15 protein-coding genes are annotated in these 21,061 nt (G+C 68.9%); 9 read left to right on the top strand and 6 right to left on the bottom strand.

Annotated features, from left to right (window positions below; all coding sequences use genetic code 11):
* The first annotated feature begins 84 nt into the window (after positions 1 to 84).
* The 5 genes from ABC347_RS01515 (at position 85) to ABC347_RS01495 (ending at position 8,385) form a co-directional block, all read left to right on the top strand.
* Positions 85 to 1,968 carry an outer membrane protein assembly factor BamB family protein gene (locus tag ABC347_RS01515; protein WP_413244020.1) on the top strand — a complete coding sequence of 628 codons (1,884 nt, stop codon included), beginning with the start codon at positions 85 to 87 and terminating at the stop codon, positions 1,966 to 1,968.
* Positions 1,969 to 2,104: 136 nt separating this feature from the next.
* Complete coding sequence (locus ABC347_RS01510) at positions 2,105 to 3,115, top strand: fumarylacetoacetate hydrolase family protein (protein ID WP_413244019.1); 1,011 nt, start codon at positions 2,105 to 2,107, stop codon at positions 3,113 to 3,115.
* Between the two features lie 113 nt (positions 3,116 to 3,228).
* On the top strand, positions 3,229 to 5,490 hold the full coding sequence (locus tag ABC347_RS01505; RefSeq protein WP_413244018.1) for an EAL domain-containing protein: 2,262 nt from the start codon (positions 3,229 to 3,231) through the stop codon (positions 5,488 to 5,490).
* A 335-nt stretch (positions 5,491 to 5,825) separates the two neighbouring features.
* Positions 5,826 to 7,445, top strand: a complete 1,620-nt coding sequence (locus tag ABC347_RS01500; protein WP_413244017.1) for a peptide chain release factor 3 — start codon at positions 5,826 to 5,828, stop codon at positions 7,443 to 7,445.
* Between the two features lie 187 nt (positions 7,446 to 7,632).
* Complete coding sequence (locus tag ABC347_RS01495; protein ID WP_413244016.1) at positions 7,633 to 8,385, top strand: PEPxxWA-CTERM sorting domain-containing protein; 753 nt, start codon at positions 7,633 to 7,635, stop codon at positions 8,383 to 8,385.
* A gap of 71 nt (positions 8,386 to 8,456) precedes the next feature.
* On the opposite strand, the gene ABC347_RS01490 is transcribed toward ABC347_RS01495, so the two are convergent.
* A complete protein-coding gene (locus ABC347_RS01490) occupies positions 8,457 to 10,520 on the bottom strand; it encodes a ComEC/Rec2 family competence protein (RefSeq protein ID WP_413246977.1) in 2,064 nt (687 codons plus the stop codon).
* A 134-nt stretch (positions 10,521 to 10,654) separates the two neighbouring features.
* Here ABC347_RS01490 and gltX point away from each other — a divergent pair, with 134 nt between their 5' ends.
* Both gltX and gltA read left to right on the top strand, forming a co-directional pair.
* Positions 10,655 to 12,115, top strand: coding sequence for a glutamate--tRNA ligase (gene gltX, locus ABC347_RS01485; protein WP_413244015.1), 1,461 nt, complete (start codon positions 10,655 to 10,657; stop codon positions 12,113 to 12,115).
* A gap of 17 nt (positions 12,116 to 12,132) precedes the next feature.
* Positions 12,133 to 13,416, top strand: coding sequence for a citrate synthase (gene gltA, locus ABC347_RS01480; protein ID WP_413244014.1), 1,284 nt, complete (start codon positions 12,133 to 12,135; stop codon positions 13,414 to 13,416).
* 3 nt (positions 13,417 to 13,419) lie between these two features.
* Here the strand turns inward: gltA and ABC347_RS01475 are convergent, their stop codons facing one another.
* The 4 genes from ABC347_RS01475 to ABC347_RS01460 form a co-directional block, all read right to left on the bottom strand.
* Positions 13,420 to 14,754 (bottom strand): sensor histidine kinase, encoded by a 1,335-nt coding sequence (locus ABC347_RS01475; RefSeq protein WP_413244013.1) that lies wholly within the window; start codon positions 14,752 to 14,754, stop codon positions 13,420 to 13,422.
* Positions 14,751 to 15,884, bottom strand: coding sequence for a DUF2336 domain-containing protein (locus tag ABC347_RS01470; RefSeq protein ID WP_413244012.1), 1,134 nt, complete (start codon positions 15,882 to 15,884; stop codon positions 14,751 to 14,753). Before ABC347_RS01470 ends, ABC347_RS01475 begins: the two co-directional genes overlap by 4 nt.
* 42 nt (positions 15,885 to 15,926) lie before the next feature.
* Positions 15,927 to 17,120, bottom strand: a complete 1,194-nt coding sequence (locus ABC347_RS01465) for a hypothetical protein (RefSeq protein WP_413244011.1) — start codon at positions 17,118 to 17,120, stop codon at positions 15,927 to 15,929.
* Between the two features lie 66 nt (positions 17,121 to 17,186).
* Positions 17,187 to 17,492, bottom strand: coding sequence for an Hpt domain-containing protein (locus ABC347_RS01460; RefSeq protein ID WP_413244010.1), 306 nt, complete (start codon positions 17,490 to 17,492; stop codon positions 17,187 to 17,189).
* Between the two features lie 81 nt (positions 17,493 to 17,573).
* Here ABC347_RS01460 and ABC347_RS01455 point away from each other — a divergent pair, with 81 nt between their 5' ends.
* On the top strand, positions 17,574 to 19,865 hold the full coding sequence (locus ABC347_RS01455) for a coiled-coil domain-containing protein (RefSeq protein WP_413244009.1): 2,292 nt from the start codon (positions 17,574 to 17,576) through the stop codon (positions 19,863 to 19,865).
* A 9-nt stretch (positions 19,866 to 19,874) separates the two neighbouring features.
* Here the strand turns inward: ABC347_RS01455 and ABC347_RS01450 are convergent, their stop codons facing one another.
* Positions 19,875 to 20,435 carry a YqgE/AlgH family protein gene (locus tag ABC347_RS01450; protein ID WP_413244008.1) on the bottom strand — a complete coding sequence of 187 codons (561 nt, stop codon included), beginning with the start codon at positions 20,433 to 20,435 and terminating at the stop codon, positions 19,875 to 19,877.
* 127 nt (positions 20,436 to 20,562) lie between these two features.
* Between ABC347_RS01450 and ABC347_RS01445 the strand changes: the two genes are divergently transcribed.
* On the top strand, positions 20,563 to 21,042 hold the full coding sequence (locus tag ABC347_RS01445) for a peroxiredoxin (RefSeq protein ID WP_413244007.1): 480 nt from the start codon (positions 20,563 to 20,565) through the stop codon (positions 21,040 to 21,042).
* Positions 21,043 to 21,061 lie beyond the last annotated feature (19 nt).

Genomic DNA, 21,061 nt, shown 5'->3' with positions numbered 1-21,061 from the left:
GCAGGCATGATTGATTTTTCGCGCGCGCTTGGGCATCGCCGCGGCTGACCTGGATCACCGGGCGGCAACGGCGGAGCGGGTGCGATGGGGCGATCGAGTTGGGTGCTTGGGGCGGCGGCTCTGGTGGCCGCGCTGGCGGGATCGGCATCGCTGACCGGCGCGCCGATCGCTGAGCGGATTCGATCGACCGACGAACTGCAAAGCCGCAAGGGCGGGTTCGACGCCGACAAGCATCCCGGCAAGGCGCTGTTCGCCGAGAATTGCGCCGCCTGCCACGAAACCGGTGTCGCCAAGGCACCGAGCCGGACCTTCCTCGAAATGCTGACGCCGACCGCGGTGCTGGCGGCGATGCGCGGCGGCATCATGACCCAGCAGGCCGCGCATCTGAGCAAGGACCAGCAGGATCAGGTGGCCGAATATCTGGCGCGGACCCGGCTGGCCGATTATCGCCCGCCGGCGCCGCCGCCGGCCTGCCCGGCGGGCAAGCGGTTCGACATGGCCGATGCGCCCGTCACCCGGCTGTGGGGACATGATAACAGCCGCTTCGTGCCGGCCGCCGACGCCGGGCTGACGAAGGCGCAGGTGCCTGCGCTGAAACTCAAATGGGCGTTCGCCTTCCCCAACGCGCTGCGCGCGCGATCGCAGCCTGCGGTCGGCTGGGGCACGATCTTCGCCGGCAGCCAGGACGGCACGCTCTATGCCTTCGATCTCGAAACCGGCTGCGCGCGCTGGACACAGGCGCTGGGCGCTGAGGTGCGCACCGGCATCGTGATCGATCCGGCCACCAAGCGGCTCCATTTCGGCGACATTCTCGGTCGCGCCTATGCGGTCGATGCGATGACCGGCAAGACGCTGTGGCGCACCAAGGTGGACGACCATCCCAACGCCACGATTACCGGAACGCCGACGCTGGCGGCAGGCATGCTCTACGTGCCCGTTTCATCGCTGGAGGTCGCGGCACCGGGCGACCCGGCCTATGAATGCTGCACCTTCCGCGGATCGGTGGCGGCGATCGATCCGGCCACCGGCGCGATCCGCTGGCAGAGCTACACGATCCCCAACCCGCCTAGCCCGCACGGCAAGACGGTGCACGGCACCACCATCCTCGGCCCGTCCGGCGCGCCGGTGTGGAACAGCCCGACCTATGATGCGGCGCGCGGCCGGATCTATTTCGGATCGGGCGAAAATTACTCCTCGCCCGCGGACGGCAACAGCGATGCGGTGTTCGCGGTCGATGCGAAGACCGGCAAGCGGCTGTGGACGACGCAGCTGACCAAGGGCGATGCCTGGCATGTCGGCTGTATGCTCAACAACGGCACTTGTCCCAAGGAGAACGGGCCGGATCTCGATGTCGCCGCCTCAACCATCCTGACGAAGGCGGGCGGGCGCGATGTGCTGATGGTCGGCCAGAAATCTGGCGTGGCGCATGGGCTCGACCCCGAAACCGGCAAGATATTGTGGCAGACCCGGCTGGGCCATGGCGGCACGCAGGGCGGCGTGCATTTCGGCATGGCCAGCGATGGCCGCCGCCTGTTCGTGCCGATCAACGACATGGCCGACACCAAGGATGCGCGCATCTATGACGCCGCCCAGCGCGGCGCCGGGCTGCACGCGGTCGACCCGGCGACGGGCAGGATCCTGTGGCGGACGATGGCCGACGACAAGTGCGCGGGTGCGGAGCATTGCGATCCTGGCATCTCGGCGGCGATCACCGCCATCCCCGGCGTGGTCTTCGCCGGTCATCTCGACGGCCGCTTCCGCGCCTATGATGCCGACAGCGGCAAGGTGATCTGGGAAGTCGACACGACGAAACCGGTGGCGGGCGTGAACGGCATCGAAGGCCATGGCGGAGCGATGAGCGGCGCGGGCGCGACCGTGGCGCGCGGTCATGTGATCGTGAATTCGGGCTACGGGCTCTATTACCACATGCCCGGCAACCTGCTGATGGTGTTCGCCCCGGCTAAGTAGCGAGGTCACCCTGCCACCGTCACCGCGGGCTCGACCAGGGTGACGCTGAGCCGGTGGACGCTCCGCGCAATTGCTGTCGCGCGCTGGCCGCAACCAGCCTATGCCTTGCCGAACGAAGTTTCGGAGAGGAGCGCAGATGAAGCTGGCTAGCCTGAAGGGCGGGCGCGACGGTCGCCTAATCGTGGTATCGGACGATCTCGCCTGGTGCGCGGAGGCGCAGCATATCGCGCCGACGCTCCAGGCCGCTCTCGACGACTGGGACGACATCGCCCCGCGGCTGGAAGCGCTGCAGACCGACCTGCAGCATGAAGTGATCCCGATGCGCCGCTTCCACGAGCGCGAGGCCGCGTCGCCGCTGCCGCGCGCCTATCAGTGGGCGGACGGCTCGGCCTATGTGAACCATGTCGAGCTGGTGCGGAAGGCGCGCGGCGCGGAAATGCCGGAAAGCTTCTGGACCGATCCGCTGATGTATCAGGGCGGATCCGACGGCTTCCTGGCCCCGCGCGATCCGATCCCGCTGGCGGACGAAGCCTGGGGCTGCGATTTCGAGGCCGAGATCGTGGTGGTGACGGGCGACGTGCCGCAGGGCGCCACGCGTGAGCAGGCGCTGGACGCGATCCGGCTGGTCGGGCTGGCCAACGATGTCAGCCTGCGCAACCTGATTCCGGCGGAGCTGGCCAAGGGATTCGGCTTCGTCCAATCCAAGCCCGCATCCGCCTTCTCGCCGGTGCTGGTGACGCCGACCGCGCTTGGCGATCGCTGGGTGGATGGCAAGCTGCACGGCACGTTGCAGGTCGATCTCAACGGCCAGCCGTTCGGCCGGGCCGAGGCGCAGATCGACATGACGTTCGATTTCGGCACGCTGATATCGCATCTGGCGAAGACGCGCTCGCTGGTGGCGGGCAGCATCATCGGATCGGGCACCGTATCGAACCGCGATGCCGATGGCGGCCCCGGTCGTCCGGTCGCCGATGGCGGGCTGGGTTATAGCTGCATCGCCGAGCTGCGGATGGTGGAGACGATCCGCGACGGCAAGCCCGCGACGCCATTCCTGAAGCATGGCGATACGGTGCGGATCATGCTGGCGGATGCCCGCGGCCACCCGATTTTCGGGACGATCGAACAGCTCGTCGTGCCCGGGGAATAGTGGTTCCGGTTTGCTAACCTTTCTCTGCCACAGCCAACTCTGATGTTGGTGGTGGCATGGCATTGAACGCGCGCACAGAAAGGAAGAAATCGGGCGGCAGGCCCGGCTGGCGCGTGCTCATATGGGCCACGGTCGTCGCCCTCGCGTGCGGATTGCTGGACGCCGGTGCCCCGATCGACGACGTGCTGCGCGCGCTGCGCAACCTGGCCCGCAGCCACGATGCCAGTGGCCGGATCGCCGTGATCGGCATCGATGATCGCAGCGTCCGCCAGCTCGGTAAATGGCCGATCGCGCGGCGCAACTATGCGCGGCTGGCCGATACCGCGCGCGAGATGGGCGCGAGCCGCATCTATTTCGATATCGATTTCGCGCCGGATTCGACCCCGCTCGACGATGCCGCGCTGCGCACCGCTTTTTCCAAATGGTCGACCAAGCCGGTCGTCGCCACCCGCTTCGTGATCGATCCGCTCACCGGTCGGCGATCCGAACATCTGCCGTTCGCAGGTATCCGCCCGCTCGTCGATCTCGCCAACATCAATTATCGCTACAATCACCAGGGCGCGATCTGGGACCTGCCCTATGCTTTGACGACTGGCGGCCAGGATCATCCCAGCATGTCCGCGCACATGGCCGGGCAGCGTGGCAAGACCGGTGAGATCTTCCCGATCGATTATGCGATCCAGCTCAAGTCCGTACCGGTCTACGGCCTGGCCGATCTGCTGGACGGCAAGGTGCCGGCGGACGCGCTGAAAGGCCGCACGCTGATCGTCGGCGTGACCTCGCCCGAGCTCGGTGATCGCTTCCTGGCACCGGGCACCGGGCTGGTGCCGGGCGTGTACATGCATGTGCTGGGTGCCGAGACGCTGCGCGAGGGGCGGCCGTTGCCGCTGGGCTGGGTGCCGCCGTTCCTGGTGGCGCTGCTGTGCGCGGCGGGCGGCATCCGCCTGAAGCGGCTGCGCAACGCCGTCGCACTACTGGCGCTGGGCGGCATCGCGTTGCTGGCCGGCCCGATCGCGCTGGATGCCGCGGCGATGCCGGTCGACGTGTTACCCGCGCTGTTCCTGCTGATCATCGCCAGCGCCGCCCGGGCATCGGCCGCAGCCAAGAAATCCTATCGCGAACGCGGCACCACCAACGCCAATTCCGGACTGCCGAACCTGGAGGCGTTCCGCCACAAGCCGCCCCACCCTCACCATCTGCTGATTGCGGCGCGGATCAGAAACTTCGCCCGGATCGTTTCCGCACTGCCACCCGATCAGGAGCGTGCGCTCGTCGAACAGATCGCGGCCCGGCTTACGCTCGGCGCGCACGGTGTCGCCCTGCATCAGGGCGACGAAGGCATTTTCGCCTGGTTCGCCGATCAGACCGGCGCCCCGGTCGGCGATCATCTCGATGCGCTGCACGCCTTGTTCCGCAGCCCGATCGTCGTGCAGCAGCAGCGCTTCGACCTGGCGATCGCGTTCGGCGTCGACCCCGCGGGTGACCGCGACATCGTCAAGCGGCTGGCTGGCGCGCTCGTCGCCGCGGACGAGGCCGCCGCCGAGGGGCTGCGCTGGAAGCATAACGACCCGGCCCGCCTGAAGAGCAGCGAATGGAAGCTGTCGCTGCTGAGCCAGCTGGATGCCGCGATCGACACCGGCGCGCTCTGGATCGCCTATCAGCCCAAGATCGAGATCGGCAGCGGCGAGATCATCGGCGCCGAGGCACTGGCGCGCTGGACCCATCCCGAACGCGGCCCGATCAGCCCGGACGAATTCATCCGCGCCGCCGAGCAGGAGAACCGGATCGACCGGCTGACGATGCATATCCTGGACCGCGCGGTGCACGCCGCTGCGCGAATCAACGCGCGCGGCATCGTCTTCTCGATCGCGGTCAACCTTTCTACCCGACTGCTCGACGATCGCACCTTGCCGGGTTCGATCGCGGCGCTGCTGGAGCGGCACCAGTTGCCGCCCAAACTGCTGACGCTGGAGATCACCGAGACTGCGGCGCTGATCACCGGCGGTGCCAGCCTGGAGACGCTGCACGCGCTCCGCGCGCTCGGCATCCGCATCTCGATCGACGACTATGGGACCGGCCAGTCCACGCTCGACTATCTCAAGCGGATCCCGGCCAACGAGATCAAGATCGACAAGAGCTTCGTCCAGCTGATCGACGACAATCACGACGATCGGGTGATGGTGCGATCCACGATCGAGCTGGCCCATTCGCTGGGCCACAAGGTCGTCGCCGAAGGTGTCGAGCGCCAGGTGACGCTCGATCGCCTGGAGGAGATGGGGTGCGATATCGCGCAGGGCTATCTGATCGGCCGCCCCATGCATTTGCGGGCCCTAGGACGGCTTTTGCTGTCTGCGCGAAGAAAGATGGTTGCCTAACAAAGTTAACGGGTTGCTAACTTATTAAGGCCCCCTTAACCACCGTCCGGGGATGTGCGCTCGTGTGCATCTCCTTTGGACAGGGGGTCGTATGGCTAAGAAGGTTGCTCCGCAGCGTCCGAATCGTGGCGTTTGGGAATGGCTCTTCGGCGGTGGCTGGACGAGCGGTGGTGCGGTCGGCTGATCACCAGCCCGGCTGAACTCAGGAAGACCCTGGCCGACGGCCAGGGTTTTTCCGTTTCTGGGCCATGGCGACCTGGTTCGGCTGCGCACCGGGCTCGGCTGTGCGACCGGGGGTCGCGTTCGAGACGCAAACCCGTTAACCGCCCCCGCCCATGAACCCTGACATCGATGCTGCCCGGCCCAGCGGCCGACCCGATCGCCGCACCTTCGCGATCATTTCCCACCCAGACGCCGGCAAGACCACGCTGACCGAAAAGCTGCTGCTGTTCGGCGGCGCGATCCATGCCGCGGGCGAAGTGAAGGCGCGTGGCGCCAATCGCCGCGCACGATCCGACTGGATGAAGATCGAACAGCAGCGCGGCATCTCCGTCACGTCTTCGGTGATGACGTTCGAGCGGCCCGATCCGCGCGGCGGCACGCTAACCTTCAACCTGCTCGACACGCCCGGCCATGAGGACTTCTCGGAGGATACGTACCGCACGCTGACCGCGGTCGATTCGGCCGTCATGGTGATCGATGCCGCGCGTGGCATCGAGGCGCAGACCCGCAAGCTGTTCGAGGTGTGCCGGCTGCGATCGGTGCCGATCATCACCTTCATCAACAAGGTCGATCGCGAGGGCCGAGACCCCTTCTCGCTGCTCGACGAGGTGGCCGATCAGCTGGCGCTGGACGTGTCGCCGATGAGCTGGCCAGTCGGCATGGGCGGCGAGTTCGAAGGCATCTACGACCTCGAGCGCAACCGGCTGATGCGTCCGGCGAGCGACAATGTCCGAGCGTTCGAAGGCGACGAGACCGCGCTCGACGGCCTGGCCGATCCGCGGATCGAATCGCTGCTGAGCGCGGATGGCGCGGCGCGGCTGCGCGAGGAGGCCGAACTTGCGGTCGGTGGCTATGCACCGTTCGATCCAGCGCTCTACCGACACGGCGATCTGACCCCGGTGTTCTTCGGATCGGCGCTGAAGGATTTCGGCGTCGCCGAGCTGATCGATGCGCTGGCGCGATTCGCACCCTCCCCGCGCGCGCAGCCGGCCGACCCTGCCCCGGTCTCCCCCGACGATCCCGCCGTGACCGGCTTCATCTTCAAGGTGCAGGCGAACATGAACCCGATGCACCGCGACCGCGTGGCCTTCATGCGCTTGTGCTCGGGCCGGTTCCGGCGGGGCATGAAGCTCAACCAGGTCGGCACCGGCAAGTCGGTCGCCGTGCACAGCCCGATCCTGTTCTTCGCACGCGAGCGCGAGGTGGCGGACGAGGCGTTTCCCGGCGACATCATCGGCATTCCCAATCACGGCACGCTGCGCGTGGGCGACACGCTTACCGAAGGCGCCCCGGTTACGATCACTGGGCTGCCCAACTTCGCGCCCGAGATCCTGCGCCGTGTCGCGCTGAAGGATCCCACCAAGACCAAGCAGCTTTCCAAGGCGCTGGACGACATGGCCGAGGAAGGGGTGACCCAGGTGTTCCAGCCGGCGATCGGATCGCAGCGAATCGTGGGCGTGGTCGGCCAGCTGCAGCTGGAAGTGCTGATCTCGCGACTGGAAGCCGAATATAAGGTGGATGCCGCGCTCGAGCCGAGTCCGTGGGAAACCGCACGCTGGGTGGCGGCGGACGACTCCGCCGCGCTGAAGGCGTTCGTCGACCTGCACAAGGGCGCGATGGCGACCGATCGCGATGGCGCCCCGGTCTTCATGGCGAAGGACGGCTGGGAGCTGAATTATGTCAGCGGTCGGCATCCCGACGTGCGGTTCACTGCGACCAAGGAACGCGCCTGAACTGTCCCGCTGCGGCACGCTATCTCACACGGGACAATAAAGGCGGCAGAAACTGGTTAACGTGATTTACACGCTATTGCAGCGCGATATAGTCGATGCATCTGCCGGCGTTCCGGCTAGGCCATCGCGCGATGGCCGGGGGATCAAAAGGGGTTACCGCACAATGACTTCACTAGCCCGTCTCGCCATGATCGCCGGTGTCGCCGGTACCGCTCTGATGGCCCAGCCCGCCATGGCCGTCGTGACGTTCGACTTCGCTGACGTGATCGCCGGTGCCGATGCCACCGTCGTGAACCCCAATGGTGGCAACGAGCTGACCGACACGGCCGATTCGTACGATCTGCAGGAAGCGACTTCGCTGCCGGCCGGCACGCTGGCGGCTTCCGCTTTCGCCGCGCCGTTCGTGACGGGCGCCGATGCGGCCGGCAATGCCGACGTCTCGGTCGATTTCGCTTCGGCCACATCGGGCGTGTTCGACTTCACCGCCGGGGCGCAGGCCTTCGTGAGCGCGGTGGGCGGCAACGCCACTGCCGATCCCTATTATCTGGCAGCGGACTATCTGTTCACGCTGACCGAGTCCGCGACGTTCGCGCTGGATTATGAAGTCGGCGGCACGGGATCGCCCACGCTTGATTTCGCGCTGTCCGGCGGCACTTTCTCGCAGCTCGGCAGCCTCACCGGCACCGGTACCCGCGAATTCACGCTGGGCGCGGGCAGCTACACCTTCTCGCTGGTGCATAATGGCGCTTCGGTCACCCAGAGCGGCCCCGGTATCGCATTCGCCAACAGCTTCTCGGGCGCTTCCTTCCTGATCACCGAAATCGGTGGTCCGGTGGTGCCGGAGCCGGCCACCTGGGCGCTGATGATCGGCGGCTTCGGCCTGGTCGGTGGCACGATGCGCAGCGCGCGTCGCAGCGAGCGGAACCTGGCTACCGCCTGATCCGCTTCGATCGTGAAAACGGGGCCGGTGCGGTATTGCCGCGCCGGCCCTTTTTCATGTCTGTGCCACGATCACCGGGGCGCGGCCGGGGTGGTGGATGTCCGCCATGGATGGGCGTCGCCGGGCCTGCGCACGGTGGCGACACGCGGACCATCCAGCGTGATCGCCAGACCGCCCGTTTCCCGCAACAGCAACCGGTCCACCTTCAGCCAGCGCGGGCGGCAGGTGCGCGGCAGGCGGCGTTCGCTGACGACGATATCGGCATCGGCGCAGGCGCGGTTCATCGCGCCGATCTCGACCAGGTAGGGCGATCGGGTCGCGACCAGGCGCCAGCGCCGCCCGGAAGATGCCAGCGTCGCCGCGCAAAGATCCGGGCCGCAGCGCGCGTCGGCATCATCGTCGAGCGCGCCCGGCTCGACATCGCTGCCCGCCCCTTCGCCCAGCAGATCGCGGACATAATCGCCGGCGCGGGGGCGGAGCAGCGCCAGGCTGCCATCGGTGCGGCGCACCGCGAGGTGACGGCCATCGCCCGTGATCAGCAGATCGGGCGCGGGCGTCAACAACGCCCAGACGGCGCCGATCGCGAGCGGCACCGATCCCCAGGCACGTACCGGGCTTTTCCAGAGCAGTATCCACAGCCCGCCGGCGACCATCAGCGCGAACGCACCGTGCGGCATCGCCGGCAGCATGGTGACCGCACCGGGTGCATCGGCCACCCGGTGCGCAATCCAGAGCAGCAGGCCGAGGGCCTGCCCCGCCAGCCACCAGAAAGGCGCCCCTGCCCCCATCAGATCGGCCAGCAGGGCCGCCGCCTCCAGCGGCATCACGATGAAGGTTGTCAGCGGAATCGCGACAATGTTGGCGGCAGCCCCGTAGAGACCGGCCTTGTGGAAATGGAACAGCGCGATCGGCATCAGCGCGAGTTCGACGACGATGCCGGTCGCCAGCAACGCGAGGAGGGTGCGCCCGATCCGTTCGGGCCAGAGCTCTTCCCGGCGGGCGAACAGCGCGCGCGCCCACCGGCTTTCCGCCAGCGCGACGATCGCGGTGACGGCGGCGAAACTGAGCTGGAAGCTCGCGCCGGCCAGCGACTCGGGCCAGAGCAGCAGCACGATCATCGCCCCCGTCGCCACCAGCCGCAGCGTGATCGCTTCCCGGCCGAGCGCGATGCCCGCCAGCACCAGCAGCGCTGCGATGCATGATCGCAAGGTCGGCACCTCGGCGCCGGTAAGCGCGGTGTAGGCGATGGCGGCGACCGCGGCCGCACCCGCAGCGATCAGGAGCAGCGGCAGGCGGAGCGCCAGCCAGGGCGACAGGGCGAGCAGCCGTAGCGCGAGCAGCATCGTAGCGCCCACCACCGCCGAGACGTGCAGGCCGCTGACCGACAGGAGATGGGCGAGGCCGGAGCGACGCATCGCCTCCGCATCCGCTTCCCCGATCGCGCCCTGATCGCCCGTCGCCAGGGCGGTGGCCACGCCCCCTTCCCCGCCGGGCAACTGTCGCTGGATATGGGCTGACAGCCTGGCGCGCCAGCCGGCCAGCGTCGCGCGCCAGCCATCGGCCCGGCCGGGGGAAAGGATCTCGGCCCCGGCGAAGGCGCGGCCGGTGCCGCCGATCCCCTGGAACCAGGCAACCCGCGCGAAATCATAAGCGCCCGGCACCGCGGCTTCCGGCGGCGGCATGAGCCGTGCGCGCAGACGGATCGTGGCGCCCCGCGCGAGCCCGGGTGGCGCGTCCCCCTGCGCCATGTTCACGCGCACGCGCGGCGGCAGGCCGCTGTCGGCCGCAGGTGCAAGCCGCAGCCGGATCTGGTCCCGCGCGGGCTGCGGTTCGATCAATTCGACGACGGCGACGAAGCGGGCGACGGTCGGCCGGGTCACGACCGGAGCGGCCACGCGCTCCGCCCGCCACCAGATCAGCGCGCAGCCGATCGCGACGGCCAGCGCGAACCAGGCTGCCGCCCGCCCCACCCGCCAGCGGCCCGCCAATATCGCCCCGCCCGTCGCCACCGCCGCGGCAGTGAGCATGACGGCGATCCAGCCATCGCGATCGGGCAGCGCGAACCAGGCGACGATGCCCAGCCCCAGCCCGACCGGCAACCAGAGCGGGAGCTGGTCGCGCTCTGCCTCCAGCATCGTCTCGATCCGGGCCAGCGGATGGAGACGCGCGCGCGGCGGCGCATCCGCGCCCCTTCCAAGCGCGCGAAAAGCCATGCTAAGGGCGCCGCCGAACCTCGTGGCCATGCCGCACATCTTGGAGACGATTGCGGATGGCCGCCAGTACCGATCCGGCAGACAGCAACGCCCCCGTGGTCACGCGGTTCGCACCGTCGCCGACGGGCTTCCTGCACATCGGGGGCGCGCGGACGGCGCTGTTCAACTGGCTCTACGCCCGCCATTTCGGCGGCAAGTTCCTGCTGCGGATCGAGGATACCGATCGCGCGCGATCCACCCAGCCCGCAATCGATGCGATCCTGGATGGCATGCGCTGGCTGGGGTTGGACTGGGACGGCGACGCGGTGTTCCAGTTCGCCCGCGCGGACCGCCACGCCGAAGTCGCCAACCAGCTGCTGGCCGCGGGTCATGCCTATAAATGCTTCGCCACGCCCGAAGAGCTGGAAGCGATGCGCGCTGAGCAGAAGGCGCAGAAACTGCCGCTGCGCTATGACGGGCGCTGGCGCGATCGCGATCCGGCCGATGCGCCGGCCGGGGCGCCGTTCGTGGTACGGCTCAAGGCCGATCAAAGCGGCGAGACGACCATCCATGATCGCGTCCAGGGCGATGTCACCGTCCGCAATGCCGAGCTGGACGACATGGTGCTGTTGCGGTCGGACGGCACGCCGACCTACATGCTGGCAGTGGTCGTCGACGATCGCGACATGGGGGTGACGCATGTCATCCGCGGCGATGATCATCTCAACAACGCGTTCCGCCAGCTAGGCATCATCCGGTCGATGGCCAGGATCGAGGATGGCTGGGCCGAGCCGGTCTATGCGCATGTGCCGCTGATCCACGGCGCGGACGGGGCCAAGCTTTCCAAGCGTCACGGCGCGCTGGGCGTGGAGGCGTATCGCGACGAGATGGGCATGCTGCCGGAGGCGCTGTCCAACTATCTGTTGCGGCTGGGCTGGGGGCATGGCGATGCCGAGATCATCAGCCGCGAGCAGGCCATCCAGTGGTTCGACATCGGCGATGTCGGCCGCGGGCCATCGCGCTTCGATCTCAAGAAGCTCGAAAATCTCAACGGCCACTATATTCGCGAGGCGGCCGATGCACGGCTGGCGGAACTGACGGCGCCGCGTGCGGAAGCCGGGCTCGGCCGCGCGCTGACCGCCGAGGAAGGCGCGCTGCTGGAACGGACGATGCCGGTGCTGAAACCGCGCGCGAAGGATCTGAACGAGCTGGCATCCGGCGCCGAATTCCTGTTCGCCGCCCGCCCGCTCGCAATGGACGAGAAGGCCGCGCTGCTGCTAGAGGGGCCGGGTATCGAGCTGCTCGCCCAGGCGCGCGGCGCGATCGCAGGGGTGACCGACTGGAGCGCGGAGACGCTCGAAGCCGCGGTCAAGGGGGTTGCGGAAAGTGCCGGCGTGGGCCTTGGCAAGGTCGCGCAGCCGTTGCGTGCCGCGTTGACCGGGCGGGCCACCTCTCCCGGCATTTTCGATGTGCTCGTCCTGCTGGGACGGACCGAGAGCCTCGCGCGCTTGGCCGACCGGCTGGATGGCAGGGACTGACAGCCAAGGAGGACGATATGGGGGCGAACGCCAAGATCGAGATCGCAGGAAAAGCTGCGGAATATCCCGTCGTGTCCGGATCGGTCGGGCCCGATGTCATCGACATCCGCAAGCTGTATGCGCAGACCGGCGCGTTCACCTATGATCCCGGCTTCACCTCGACCGCGAGTTGCGAGTCGGAGATCACCTATATCGACGGCGATGCCGGCGTGCTGCTTCACCGCGGCTACCCGATCGATCAGCTGGCCGAACAGTCCAGCTTCATGGAAGTGGCGTATCTGCTGCTGAACGGCGAGTTGCCGGCGAAGACCGAGCTCGACAAGTTCACGACCACGATCACCCGCCACACCATGCTGCACGAGCAGCTGGCGCAATTCTATCGCGGTTTCCGCCGCGATGCGCACCCGATGGCGATCATGACCGGCGTGGTCGGCGCGCTTTCCGCCTTCTACCATGATTCGACCGACATCAACGATCCGCACCAGCGGCTGGTCGCCAGCCACCGGCTGATCGCCAAGATCCCGACGATCGCTGCGATGGCCTATAAATATTCGGTCGGCCAGCCCTTCGTCTACCCGCAGAACCATCTCGACTATACGGCCAACTTCCTGCGGATGACCTTCTCGGTGCCGGCCGAGGATTATGAAGTCGATCCGATCGTGCGCGATGCGATGGACAAGATCTTCATCCTCCATGCCGATCACGAACAGAACGCGTCGACCTCGACCGTACGGCTGGCGGGCTCTTCGGGCGCCAATCCGTTCGCGTGCATCGCCGCCGGCATCGCCTGCCTGTGGGGCCCCGCGCATGGCGGCGCGAACGAGGCGGCGCTGAACATGCTGCGCGAGATCGGCACGCCGGACCGCATCCCCGAATATATCGCCCGCGCGAAGAACAAGGACGATCCGTTCCGGCTGATGGGCTTCGGCCACCGCGTCTACAAGAATTTCGATCCGCGCGCGAAGGTGCTGTCGAAGGCGGCGACCGAGGTGCTGGACAAGCTGGGCAAGAGCGATCCGGTGCTCGACACCGCGCGCGAACTGGAGCGGATCGCGCTCGAGGATCCCTATTTCATCGACAAGAAGCTGTACCCTAACGTCGATTTCTATTCGGGCGTGATCCTGTCGGCGATCGGTTTCCCGACGACGATGTTCACCGTATTGTTCGCGCTCGCCCGCACCGTCGGCTGGGTGGCGCAATGGAACGAGATGATCGCCGATCCCGAGCAGAAGATCGGTCGTCCGCGCCAGCTCTATACCGGGCCGACGCAGCGCGATTATGTGCCGGTGGGCGAGCGCTAAGCGTCAGCCGTCCCGGAGGGTCAGGGTGAAGCGGGCACCCTGGCCGGGAATGCTGTCCACCTCGACATCCCCGCCCATCGCGCGGGCCAGTCGGCGCGCGATATAGAGGCCGAGCCCGCTGCCATCCGGCGTCGCCGGATCGAGCCGTGCGAATTTCTCGAAGATGCGGGCTTGGTCCTCGGCGGCGATGCCCGCTCCCTGATCGGCGACCGTCAGCCGCGCCAGCCCCGGCTCCACATTGCAGGCCAGGTGGATCGTGCCACCCTGGGGCGAGTGGCGGATCGCGTTGCCGATCAGGTTCACCGCGATCTGCAGCGCGCGTCGGAAATCGCCGGTGGCGGGCGCGGTATCCGCCTCTGCCGGGCGATCGATCCGCACGGCGCGCTCGGCGGCGCGGATTGCCAGCAGCCCGGCCGCACGCCGGGCGACGTCGGCCAGGTCGATCGGATCACGTTCGGGGCGGAAATCGGCGCTTTCGATATCCGACAGGTCGACCAGATCGCCGACCAGCGCCAGCAGGTGTCGGCCCGCGCTGGCGATATCTCCGGCATAGCCGGCATAGTCGCGGCGCAGCGGCCCGCCATCCTGCTCACGGATCGCCTCGGCCGATGCGATGATGCGATCGAGCGGCTGGCGCAGTGCGCTGCCCAGCCGATCGCGGAATGCGCTGCCGCCGGGCTCGGCCGGCTCGGGCGGGAGCGTGCGGGCCTGCCCGCGGAACCCTGCGAAGCCGCCATCGCCGGCGGTCAGCGGCAGGCCCGAAAGCAGCAGCGACCGGGCGGGATCAGCCTGGAGGCTGGCATATTGGCCGTGGAAGCGGCGGCGTTCGGCCATCGCGTCGATCAGCGGCATCGCCCCGTCACGATCGGCGCGCAGGGCGAAGATGCGGGTCAGCGGTGCGCCGATCGCATCGTGCGGTACGCTGGCCGCCGCGTTGGCGGAAAGCCCGGTGATCGCAAGCGCCGCATCGCACTCCCACAGCCAGTCGGCCTCCGCGCGCAGATGATCATGCTCGCGTGCGATCGACGCTGCCGCCACAGGCAGGCTCGCGGGCCGTTCCGTCCAGCCGACGATGGCGAGCGACACCCCGTCGCCATCCGGCGCAGCCCGCACCCACAGGTCGAGATCCTGATCGCCGTCGGCGGCGACGACGCCGCGCGACACGACGATCTTCAGCCGCAGCACCAGCCGGACGAGCGCGGCCAGTTGCGGCACCGCGATCGGCCCACCGGGCACGCCCCCGGCACGCGCCTGCAGCCCGGCCAGCGGGGGATCGGCATCCACCAGCCTGCCGGCACGATCGGCATGGCCGCGGATCGGCGGTTGCGGAGCGATCATGCGATCCGATCCCCCTGGCCCAGCCCCGCCGCCAGATCGGCGAGCGCGTGGCGATATTCGGGATCGAGCCGCCAGTTGGCGACCGCATCGGCAGCGAATTCGGGCGTCGTCCGGTCGAAATCGGCCATGCGACGCTCGGCCATGCCGATCCCGTCGGCCGGTTCCAGCGCCAGCAGCAACGCAGCGGCGGCATCGCGCGAGACGCCGGAAGCAGCGAGCAACAACAGCAGGCGGGCGCCATCGGCATCGCCGGCAATCTCGCGCACCAGATCGATCGCGATCCCGGCGCGCGCCGACAATGCGGCCATCGTGACCGCGACATGCCCCTCCAGCGCCAGCGACGCGAGCATGTCGTCGTCGAGCAGTCCACGCAGGCGCAGCGCGATCACGAGCGCCATCGCCCGCCCCTCGAGCGTCTCACCCTCGTCATAATCCGCCATGGCCGATGCCGCTGCGGCAGACACCGCGCGATCGACCGCAGCCGCCGGCAGCGCCTGCGCGCCGACGAGATAGTAGCGCAACGCCGCCGCTACCCGCCACGACAGGCGGTGATGCAGTTCGGCAGGCAGATCGAGGCGGCCGGCGGCGGCATCCTGGAACCTGTCCAGCCGCCGAGCCTCACCCTCCGCCACTGCGCGCGCCGCAGCCGCCAGCGCAGTATCCGCGCTTGCCAGCAGGCCATCGAAGCGGGGCATGGCGAACAGCTGGGGATCGGCGGCGCTCGCTTCCGCACGGGCCAGCGCCAGCGCGGTCACGCGGGCATGCTCGTCGGCGCGCGACAGCAGCAGTGCGGCGAACTCCGCATCGGCCAGCATCCGCGCCCGATCGAGCAACGGCCGAGCCAGCGGCACGCGCGCGACTTCGATCGCGGCGAGCGCCTCGGGACTGGCGACATCGGCCAGCAATGCCGGCAGGCGGGCACGCAGCGCCGCTTCGATGTCGCCGACGATCATGTCGAGCAGGCGAGCCATCGTCGCGCGTTGATAATCGGTGGGACGGGCATCGAAGCGGTTGGCGATGTCGCCCGCGGCCGCCGCCACGCGCGCACGTGCCAGCGCCTCGGCGCGTGCGGCATCCGCCAGCAGCCGGCTTGCGCCCGCAGGCGCGCCCATCCAAGGGTCGTCGTTCACGCCACCCATGGAGCGGGCTTAGCGGCTTGTGATTAAGGCGGCCTAAACCGCGTTCAAGTCTCGATCGCGGCCCAGCCGGCGCAGCGCATCACCGGCGGAAACCGCCGCATAGGCGGTGATCGCCACCATCCCCTCGCCCCAGAAGCCGGCGACGGCGAACGGCGCCAGCAACCATGCCAACGCATCGGGATCGGCGATCCAGCGCGGCAGGCTGCGCTGCAGCCGACGGGCCTGCCACAGCGTCGCCCCCGCCCCCAGCAGCAGCGCGGCCAGCGCCCACCAGCCCCATTGCCCGTCGATCGCCAGCCAGTGCGCCAGCGCCAGCGGGCCCGCCGCCAGCCCGGCGATCCGGACGCGTTCGATCAGCCGGGCATGGCGTACCGGGGAGAGCCGCAACCGCCCGATCCGCGCCGCGATCCCCGCGACCGGGCCGGACAGCAGCGCCAGCGCGAGCCCGCTGCCGACCCAACCCGCCAGACCGGCAAGCGGTGCCGCGATCGCAAGCGCGGCGCCGCCTGCCGCGACCAGCACCGGATCGACCGCGCGCGCCGCCAGCGCAGCCGCGGCCGGCCCCTCGCCCAGCGCGAACAGATAATGGGATGGCCAGCCCGGGGCATCGCGCCGCGACGCAGTGACCAGCGCACGATCATAACCATCTACCGCCTGCGCGGACGATGCGAGCAGCGGCGTAGGTTCGGGATCGGCCAGGATCCGGGCGGCGCCGGCCTGCACCGCGCGCCGCAGCAGGGTGGATTGCGCATCCCAATCGCCCAGCATCGCAGCAGTCCGCCGCACCGATTCGCCGTCGAGACGGGCAAGTCCTGCCCAACGGTGGCTGCCATCGATCCGCTCGTGGCGATCGCGGCCGGCGCGGTCCTCCAACACCAGCACCGCCGGCGAAGCGGCCGATGCGACGCGCTCGACCAGCCGCTGATCGGCCAGGCACCCATCGGCGAACAGCAACAGGCCCTCGTCCGGATGGGCGCGGTCCGCGGCATCGGCCATCGTTCGCGCGACTTCGAGCTGGACGCCATCGTGGCGCAGGCGGTCGATGGCGGCGACGAGTTCGGCCGGAATACGCTCGACCAGCAGGATCACGTGGCGCGCGCCGGCGGCGATCGCCTGCCGCGCCTGATGCTCGACCAGCGTGCGACCGGCCACCGGCAGCGTCGCCCGCAACGCTTCGCTGCCACCGTCGATCGTATCATAGGCCATGATCAGCGCCGCCAGCGCCACACCCGTCCCCTCGCCCGAAAAGAGCGCGAGTTACCGACAGTTCAGGCGCGATGCAAAGCGCCGCGATCAGTGCGGCAGCAGGATTCCGTCGACGAAGGCATCGATCCGGCGCAGCGTTGCGCGATCGGCGGCGCTCCCTGCCAGCGCGGTCTCGGCCAGTGCCATGAGCCCGAGCGCGCCGAAGCTGGCGGCAAGCCCCTGCAGGCGCAGCGCCGCGGCACGCCATTCGGCATCGCCGGGCGCCGAGCGCAATTCGCCGGCAAGCGCGCGGGCGCTCTCGGCAAAGGCGGTTCGCAGCTCGTTCACCAGCGCGGGATCGTCTCCCACCGCTGCCGCGAGCATCGCATCAAGTCCCTGGGGTTCGTAGGCCATGATGGTGTGATAGTGCGACGAGCTTAACCAAGCGTTGCCGGCCACCCTTCCGCCTGCGTCCAAAAATGGTAAACATCGGGCATGGGACCAGGGGCAAAAGGGGCGCAGAGCCTGGGCGATCTGATCGCCGCGGGCAGGAGCGAGCAGGCGGAGCCGGAAGGCCCGCCGATGGTGGACAGCCAATTGTTCGAGGAGGAGCTGCCACCCCGCCGGCGCGGCATGCTGGCGCTGGCCGTGTTACTGGGCGTGGTGGCGATCGGCTGGGTGCTGTTCGCCACCTATGTCGCGGTGACGCGGCTACCGGGCGGCACCGATCCGCTGCTGGACCTGTTCTCGCTGATGCCGGTGATCGCCGCACCGATCGCAGTGATCGGCATCGCCTATCTGCTGATCGCGCGCACCAGCCGCCGCGAATCGCTGCGCTTCGCCGCCACGGCCGAAGCGATGCGCGCCGAATCGATGCGGCTCGAAGCGGTCGTCGCCAGCCTGTCGGACCGGTTGGCCGCCGAGCGCGAATCGCTGGGCGACCATGGCGATCGGCTGTTGGCGCTCGGTGAGGAAGCGGGCGGACGGCTGGCTGCGGTCAGCGCCGGGTTCGCGCAGGAGGGAGCGATTCTCGCGCGTCATTCGGACAGCCTGGCCCGCGCCGCATCCGCCGCGCGCGCCGACATGGGCGTGCTGATGACCGATCTGCCACGCGCCGAGGAACAGCTCCGCACGATGACCGGGCAGCTGCGCGAGGCCGGGCTCGGCGCGCACGAGCAGGCGGCGGCGCTGGATGCGCAGCTGATCGCGCTCGTCGCACGCGGCCGCGAGGCGGAGGATGCCGCGGGCGGCGCGGCGCAGCGGCTGGCGGCGCACGCCGCGCGGCTGGAAGGCGCGGGCGAATCGGCAGGCCGGCGGATCGAGGAAGCAGGCGCCCGCCTGTCCGAGAGCGCGGATGCCGCGCTGGATGCGGCCGGCCGGGCGATCGATGGCGTGCGCACCGGCATCGACGCCCAGGCCGCAGCGCTGATGGCGATGATCGATCAGGCCCAATCCGGGTTCGAGAGCGCGGGATCGGAAGCGGCGCGGTCGCTGGGCCGCCGGCTTGCCGAGGCAGGCCAGCAGGTCGATCATCTGTCGGCGCAGTTGGCTGCGCAGGATGCGGCCAGCCATGCGCTGCTGTCACGGCTCGGGCGCGGGCTGGTCGAGATCGAGCAGCTGCTGGCGACGATGGAGTCGGCCGGCATCCAGCGCACCAACATGCTTTCGGACGCAGTCGGCGCGCTACGTGGCCAGGCCGAACGGGCCAGGCTCGCGATCGAGGACGGCACCGGATCGGCCGACACGCTGATCGCGCGGGCGGAGGCGCTGCGCGACCGCATCGATGCCAGCGCGCGCACGCTGGTCGAGGATCTGCCCCCGCTTTTGCTGGATATCGAGAACCAGGCGGCGCGCGGCGCGCAGCATGTTTCGAGCGCGACCACCGATGCCGCGAAGCTGGCTCTATCGGCCCACGCGATCGCCGCGCGGTTCGACGAATCGCGGGGTGCGCTGGCGGCGCAGCACGACACGCTGGCCGGCTTGTCCGACATGCTGGCGGGGCACCTTTCCACGGTCGAGACGCGCACCCAGGCGCTGAAGCAGCTGAACGATGAGACTGGCGAAGCCGCGCGGATCGCGGCCGAGGCGGCCGGCGGACAGCTGGTCGAAGCACTGCTGCGGGTTCGCGAAACCGCGACCCAGGCATCCGAGCGGGCGCGCGAGGCGCTGGCTGGTGTGATCCCCGAGGCGGCCGAGGCGCTGGGCGCCGCCACCAGCGATGCGATGCGCGCGGCGATGGGTGACCGCGTCGAAGGCCAGATGCGCGAGATCGGCGAAGCGGCCGAGCGCGCGGTATCCGCCGCGCAGGCGGCATCCGATCGGTTGATGCGCCAGATGCTGACGATCGCCGACACCACTGCGCAGGTCGAGGACCGGATCGCCGAGGCGCGCGCCGAAGCCGCCGAGCATGACGAGGACAATCTGGCGCGGCGCGTGGCTTTGCTGATCGAATCGCTCAATTCGACTGCGATCGACGTGACGAAGTTGCTGTCGAACGATGTCACCGACACCGCCTGGTCCGCCTATCTGAAGGGCGACCGCGGCGTCTTCACGCGGCGTGCGGTGCGGCTGCTCGACACCGCCGAGGTGCGTGAGATTGTGCGCCACTACGAGGACGAGCCCGAGTTCCGCGATCAGGTGAACCGCTACATCCATGATTTCGAGCTGATGCTGCGCCGGATCCTGGCCAGCCGCGATGGCCATGCGCTGGGCGTGACATTGCTGTCGTCCGACATGGGCAAGCTGTATGTGGCGCTGGCGCAGGCGATCGAGCGGCTGCGCGCCTGATCGGCGACGTCAGGCGCGTCCCGCGCCCGTTGCCAGCAGCCGCGAATCGACACCGGCACTCGCGAAGGCAGCATCCCAGCGTTGCGGCGCTTCCGTCTTGAACAACAGGGCGGTATCGGCGGGGGTCGCGAACCAGCCGTGGCGCGTCATCTCCTCATCCAGCTGGCCTTCGCCCCAGCCGGCATAGCCCAGCGCGATCACGTAGCGCGCCGGCCCCCGCCCCTCGGCGATCGCGCGCAGCACATCGAGCGTGCCGGTCAGCCCCCAGCGATCGCCGACCTGCAGCGTATCCTGCCCGCCCCAATCCAGGCCGTGGATCACGAAGCCGCGCTGCGGCTCCACCGGGCCGCCGACATGGACCGACACGTCGGGAGCGACCCCCCGGTCGATCGACAGCTGATCGAGCAGCGCATGCAGCCGCAGCCCTTGCGCGACCCGGCCGACCCCGATTCCCAGCGCGCCATTCTCGTCATGCGCGCACATCGCGATCACCGCGCGCTCGAACCGCGGATCGCCGATGCCCGGCATCGCAAGCAGGAACTGGCCACTGAGGAAGATCGGCTCGGTCATTCAACAACCTATAGGCTGTGCGGCATCCCCCTCCAACGCGCCTGCGCGCGCTTCGCCCCAAGCCCGTTTCCCTTTGTCATCCCCATCGGCTAGTCGCTCGACGAACGACCCTGAAGGAGACTGAGCCATGGCGATCAAGATCGGTGACACCATTCCGGATGTTGCGCTGACCAAGGCGACGGCGGACGGCCCCGAGAAGGTTTCCGCACGCGACTATTTCGCCGGCAAGCGCATCGCCCTGTTCTCGGTGCCGGGCGCGTTCACGCCCACCTGTTCCGCACGCCACCTGCCGGGTTTCGTCGACAAGCTGGATGCGCTGAAGGCCAAGGGCATCGACGAGGTCGCTGCGACCGCGGTCAACGATGCGTTCGTGATGGGCGCCTGGGGCAAGTCCGCCGGCGCGGACGGCATCACTATGCTGGCGGACGGCAATGGCGAGTTCGCCAAGGCGCTTGACCTGACGATGGACGGATCCGCATTCGGCCTGGGCCTGCGCGGGCAGCGGTTCGCGATGATCGTGAACGACGGCACGATCGAGCAGCTGCACGTCGAAGCGCCCGGCGAGTTCAAGGTGAGTTCCGCCGAGTATCTGCTCGAGCAGCTCTGATCCGCCTTGCGGCCGCCGA

Source organism: Sphingomonas canaveralia, from assembly GCF_047238125.1.
Lineage (GTDB): Bacteria > Pseudomonadota > Alphaproteobacteria > Sphingomonadales > Sphingomonadaceae > JBDFMH01.
This window is presented reverse-complemented; position numbering and strand designations above follow the sequence as displayed.

Bases quoted from the DNA above. Each gene is read 5' to 3' on its own strand.
- ABC347_RS01475 (WP_413244013.1), bottom strand. From the start codon at position 14,754: ATGATCGCTCCGCAACCGCCGATCCGCGGCCATGCCGATCGTGCCGGC.
- ABC347_RS01460 (WP_413244010.1), bottom strand. From the start codon at position 17,492: ATGGCCTACGAACCCCAGGGACTTGATGCGATGCTCGCGGCAGCGGTG.
- gltA (WP_413244014.1), top strand. From the start codon at position 12,133: ATGGGGGCGAACGCCAAGATCGAGATCGCAGGAAAAGCTGCGGAATAT.
- gltX (WP_413244015.1), top strand. From the start codon at position 10,655: ATGGCCGCCAGTACCGATCCGGCAGACAGCAACGCCCCCGTGGTCACG.
- ABC347_RS01515 (WP_413244020.1), top strand. From the start codon at position 85: ATGGGGCGATCGAGTTGGGTGCTTGGGGCGGCGGCTCTGGTGGCCGCG.
- ABC347_RS01500 (WP_413244017.1), top strand. From the start codon at position 5,826: ATGAACCCTGACATCGATGCTGCCCGGCCCAGCGGCCGACCCGATCGC.
- ABC347_RS01450 (WP_413244008.1), bottom strand. From the start codon at position 20,435: ATGACCGAGCCGATCTTCCTCAGTGGCCAGTTCCTGCTTGCGATGCCG.
- ABC347_RS01455 (WP_413244009.1), top strand. From the start codon at position 17,574: ATGGGACCAGGGGCAAAAGGGGCGCAGAGCCTGGGCGATCTGATCGCC.
- ABC347_RS01495 (WP_413244016.1), top strand. From the start codon at position 7,633: ATGATCGCCGGTGTCGCCGGTACCGCTCTGATGGCCCAGCCCGCCATG.
- ABC347_RS01510 (WP_413244019.1), top strand. From the start codon at position 2,105: ATGAAGCTGGCTAGCCTGAAGGGCGGGCGCGACGGTCGCCTAATCGTG.
- ABC347_RS01490 (WP_413246977.1), bottom strand. From the start codon at position 10,520: ATGCTGGAGGCAGAGCGCGACCAGCTCCCGCTCTGGTTGCCGGTCGGG.
- ABC347_RS01445 (WP_413244007.1), top strand. From the start codon at position 20,563: ATGGCGATCAAGATCGGTGACACCATTCCGGATGTTGCGCTGACCAAG.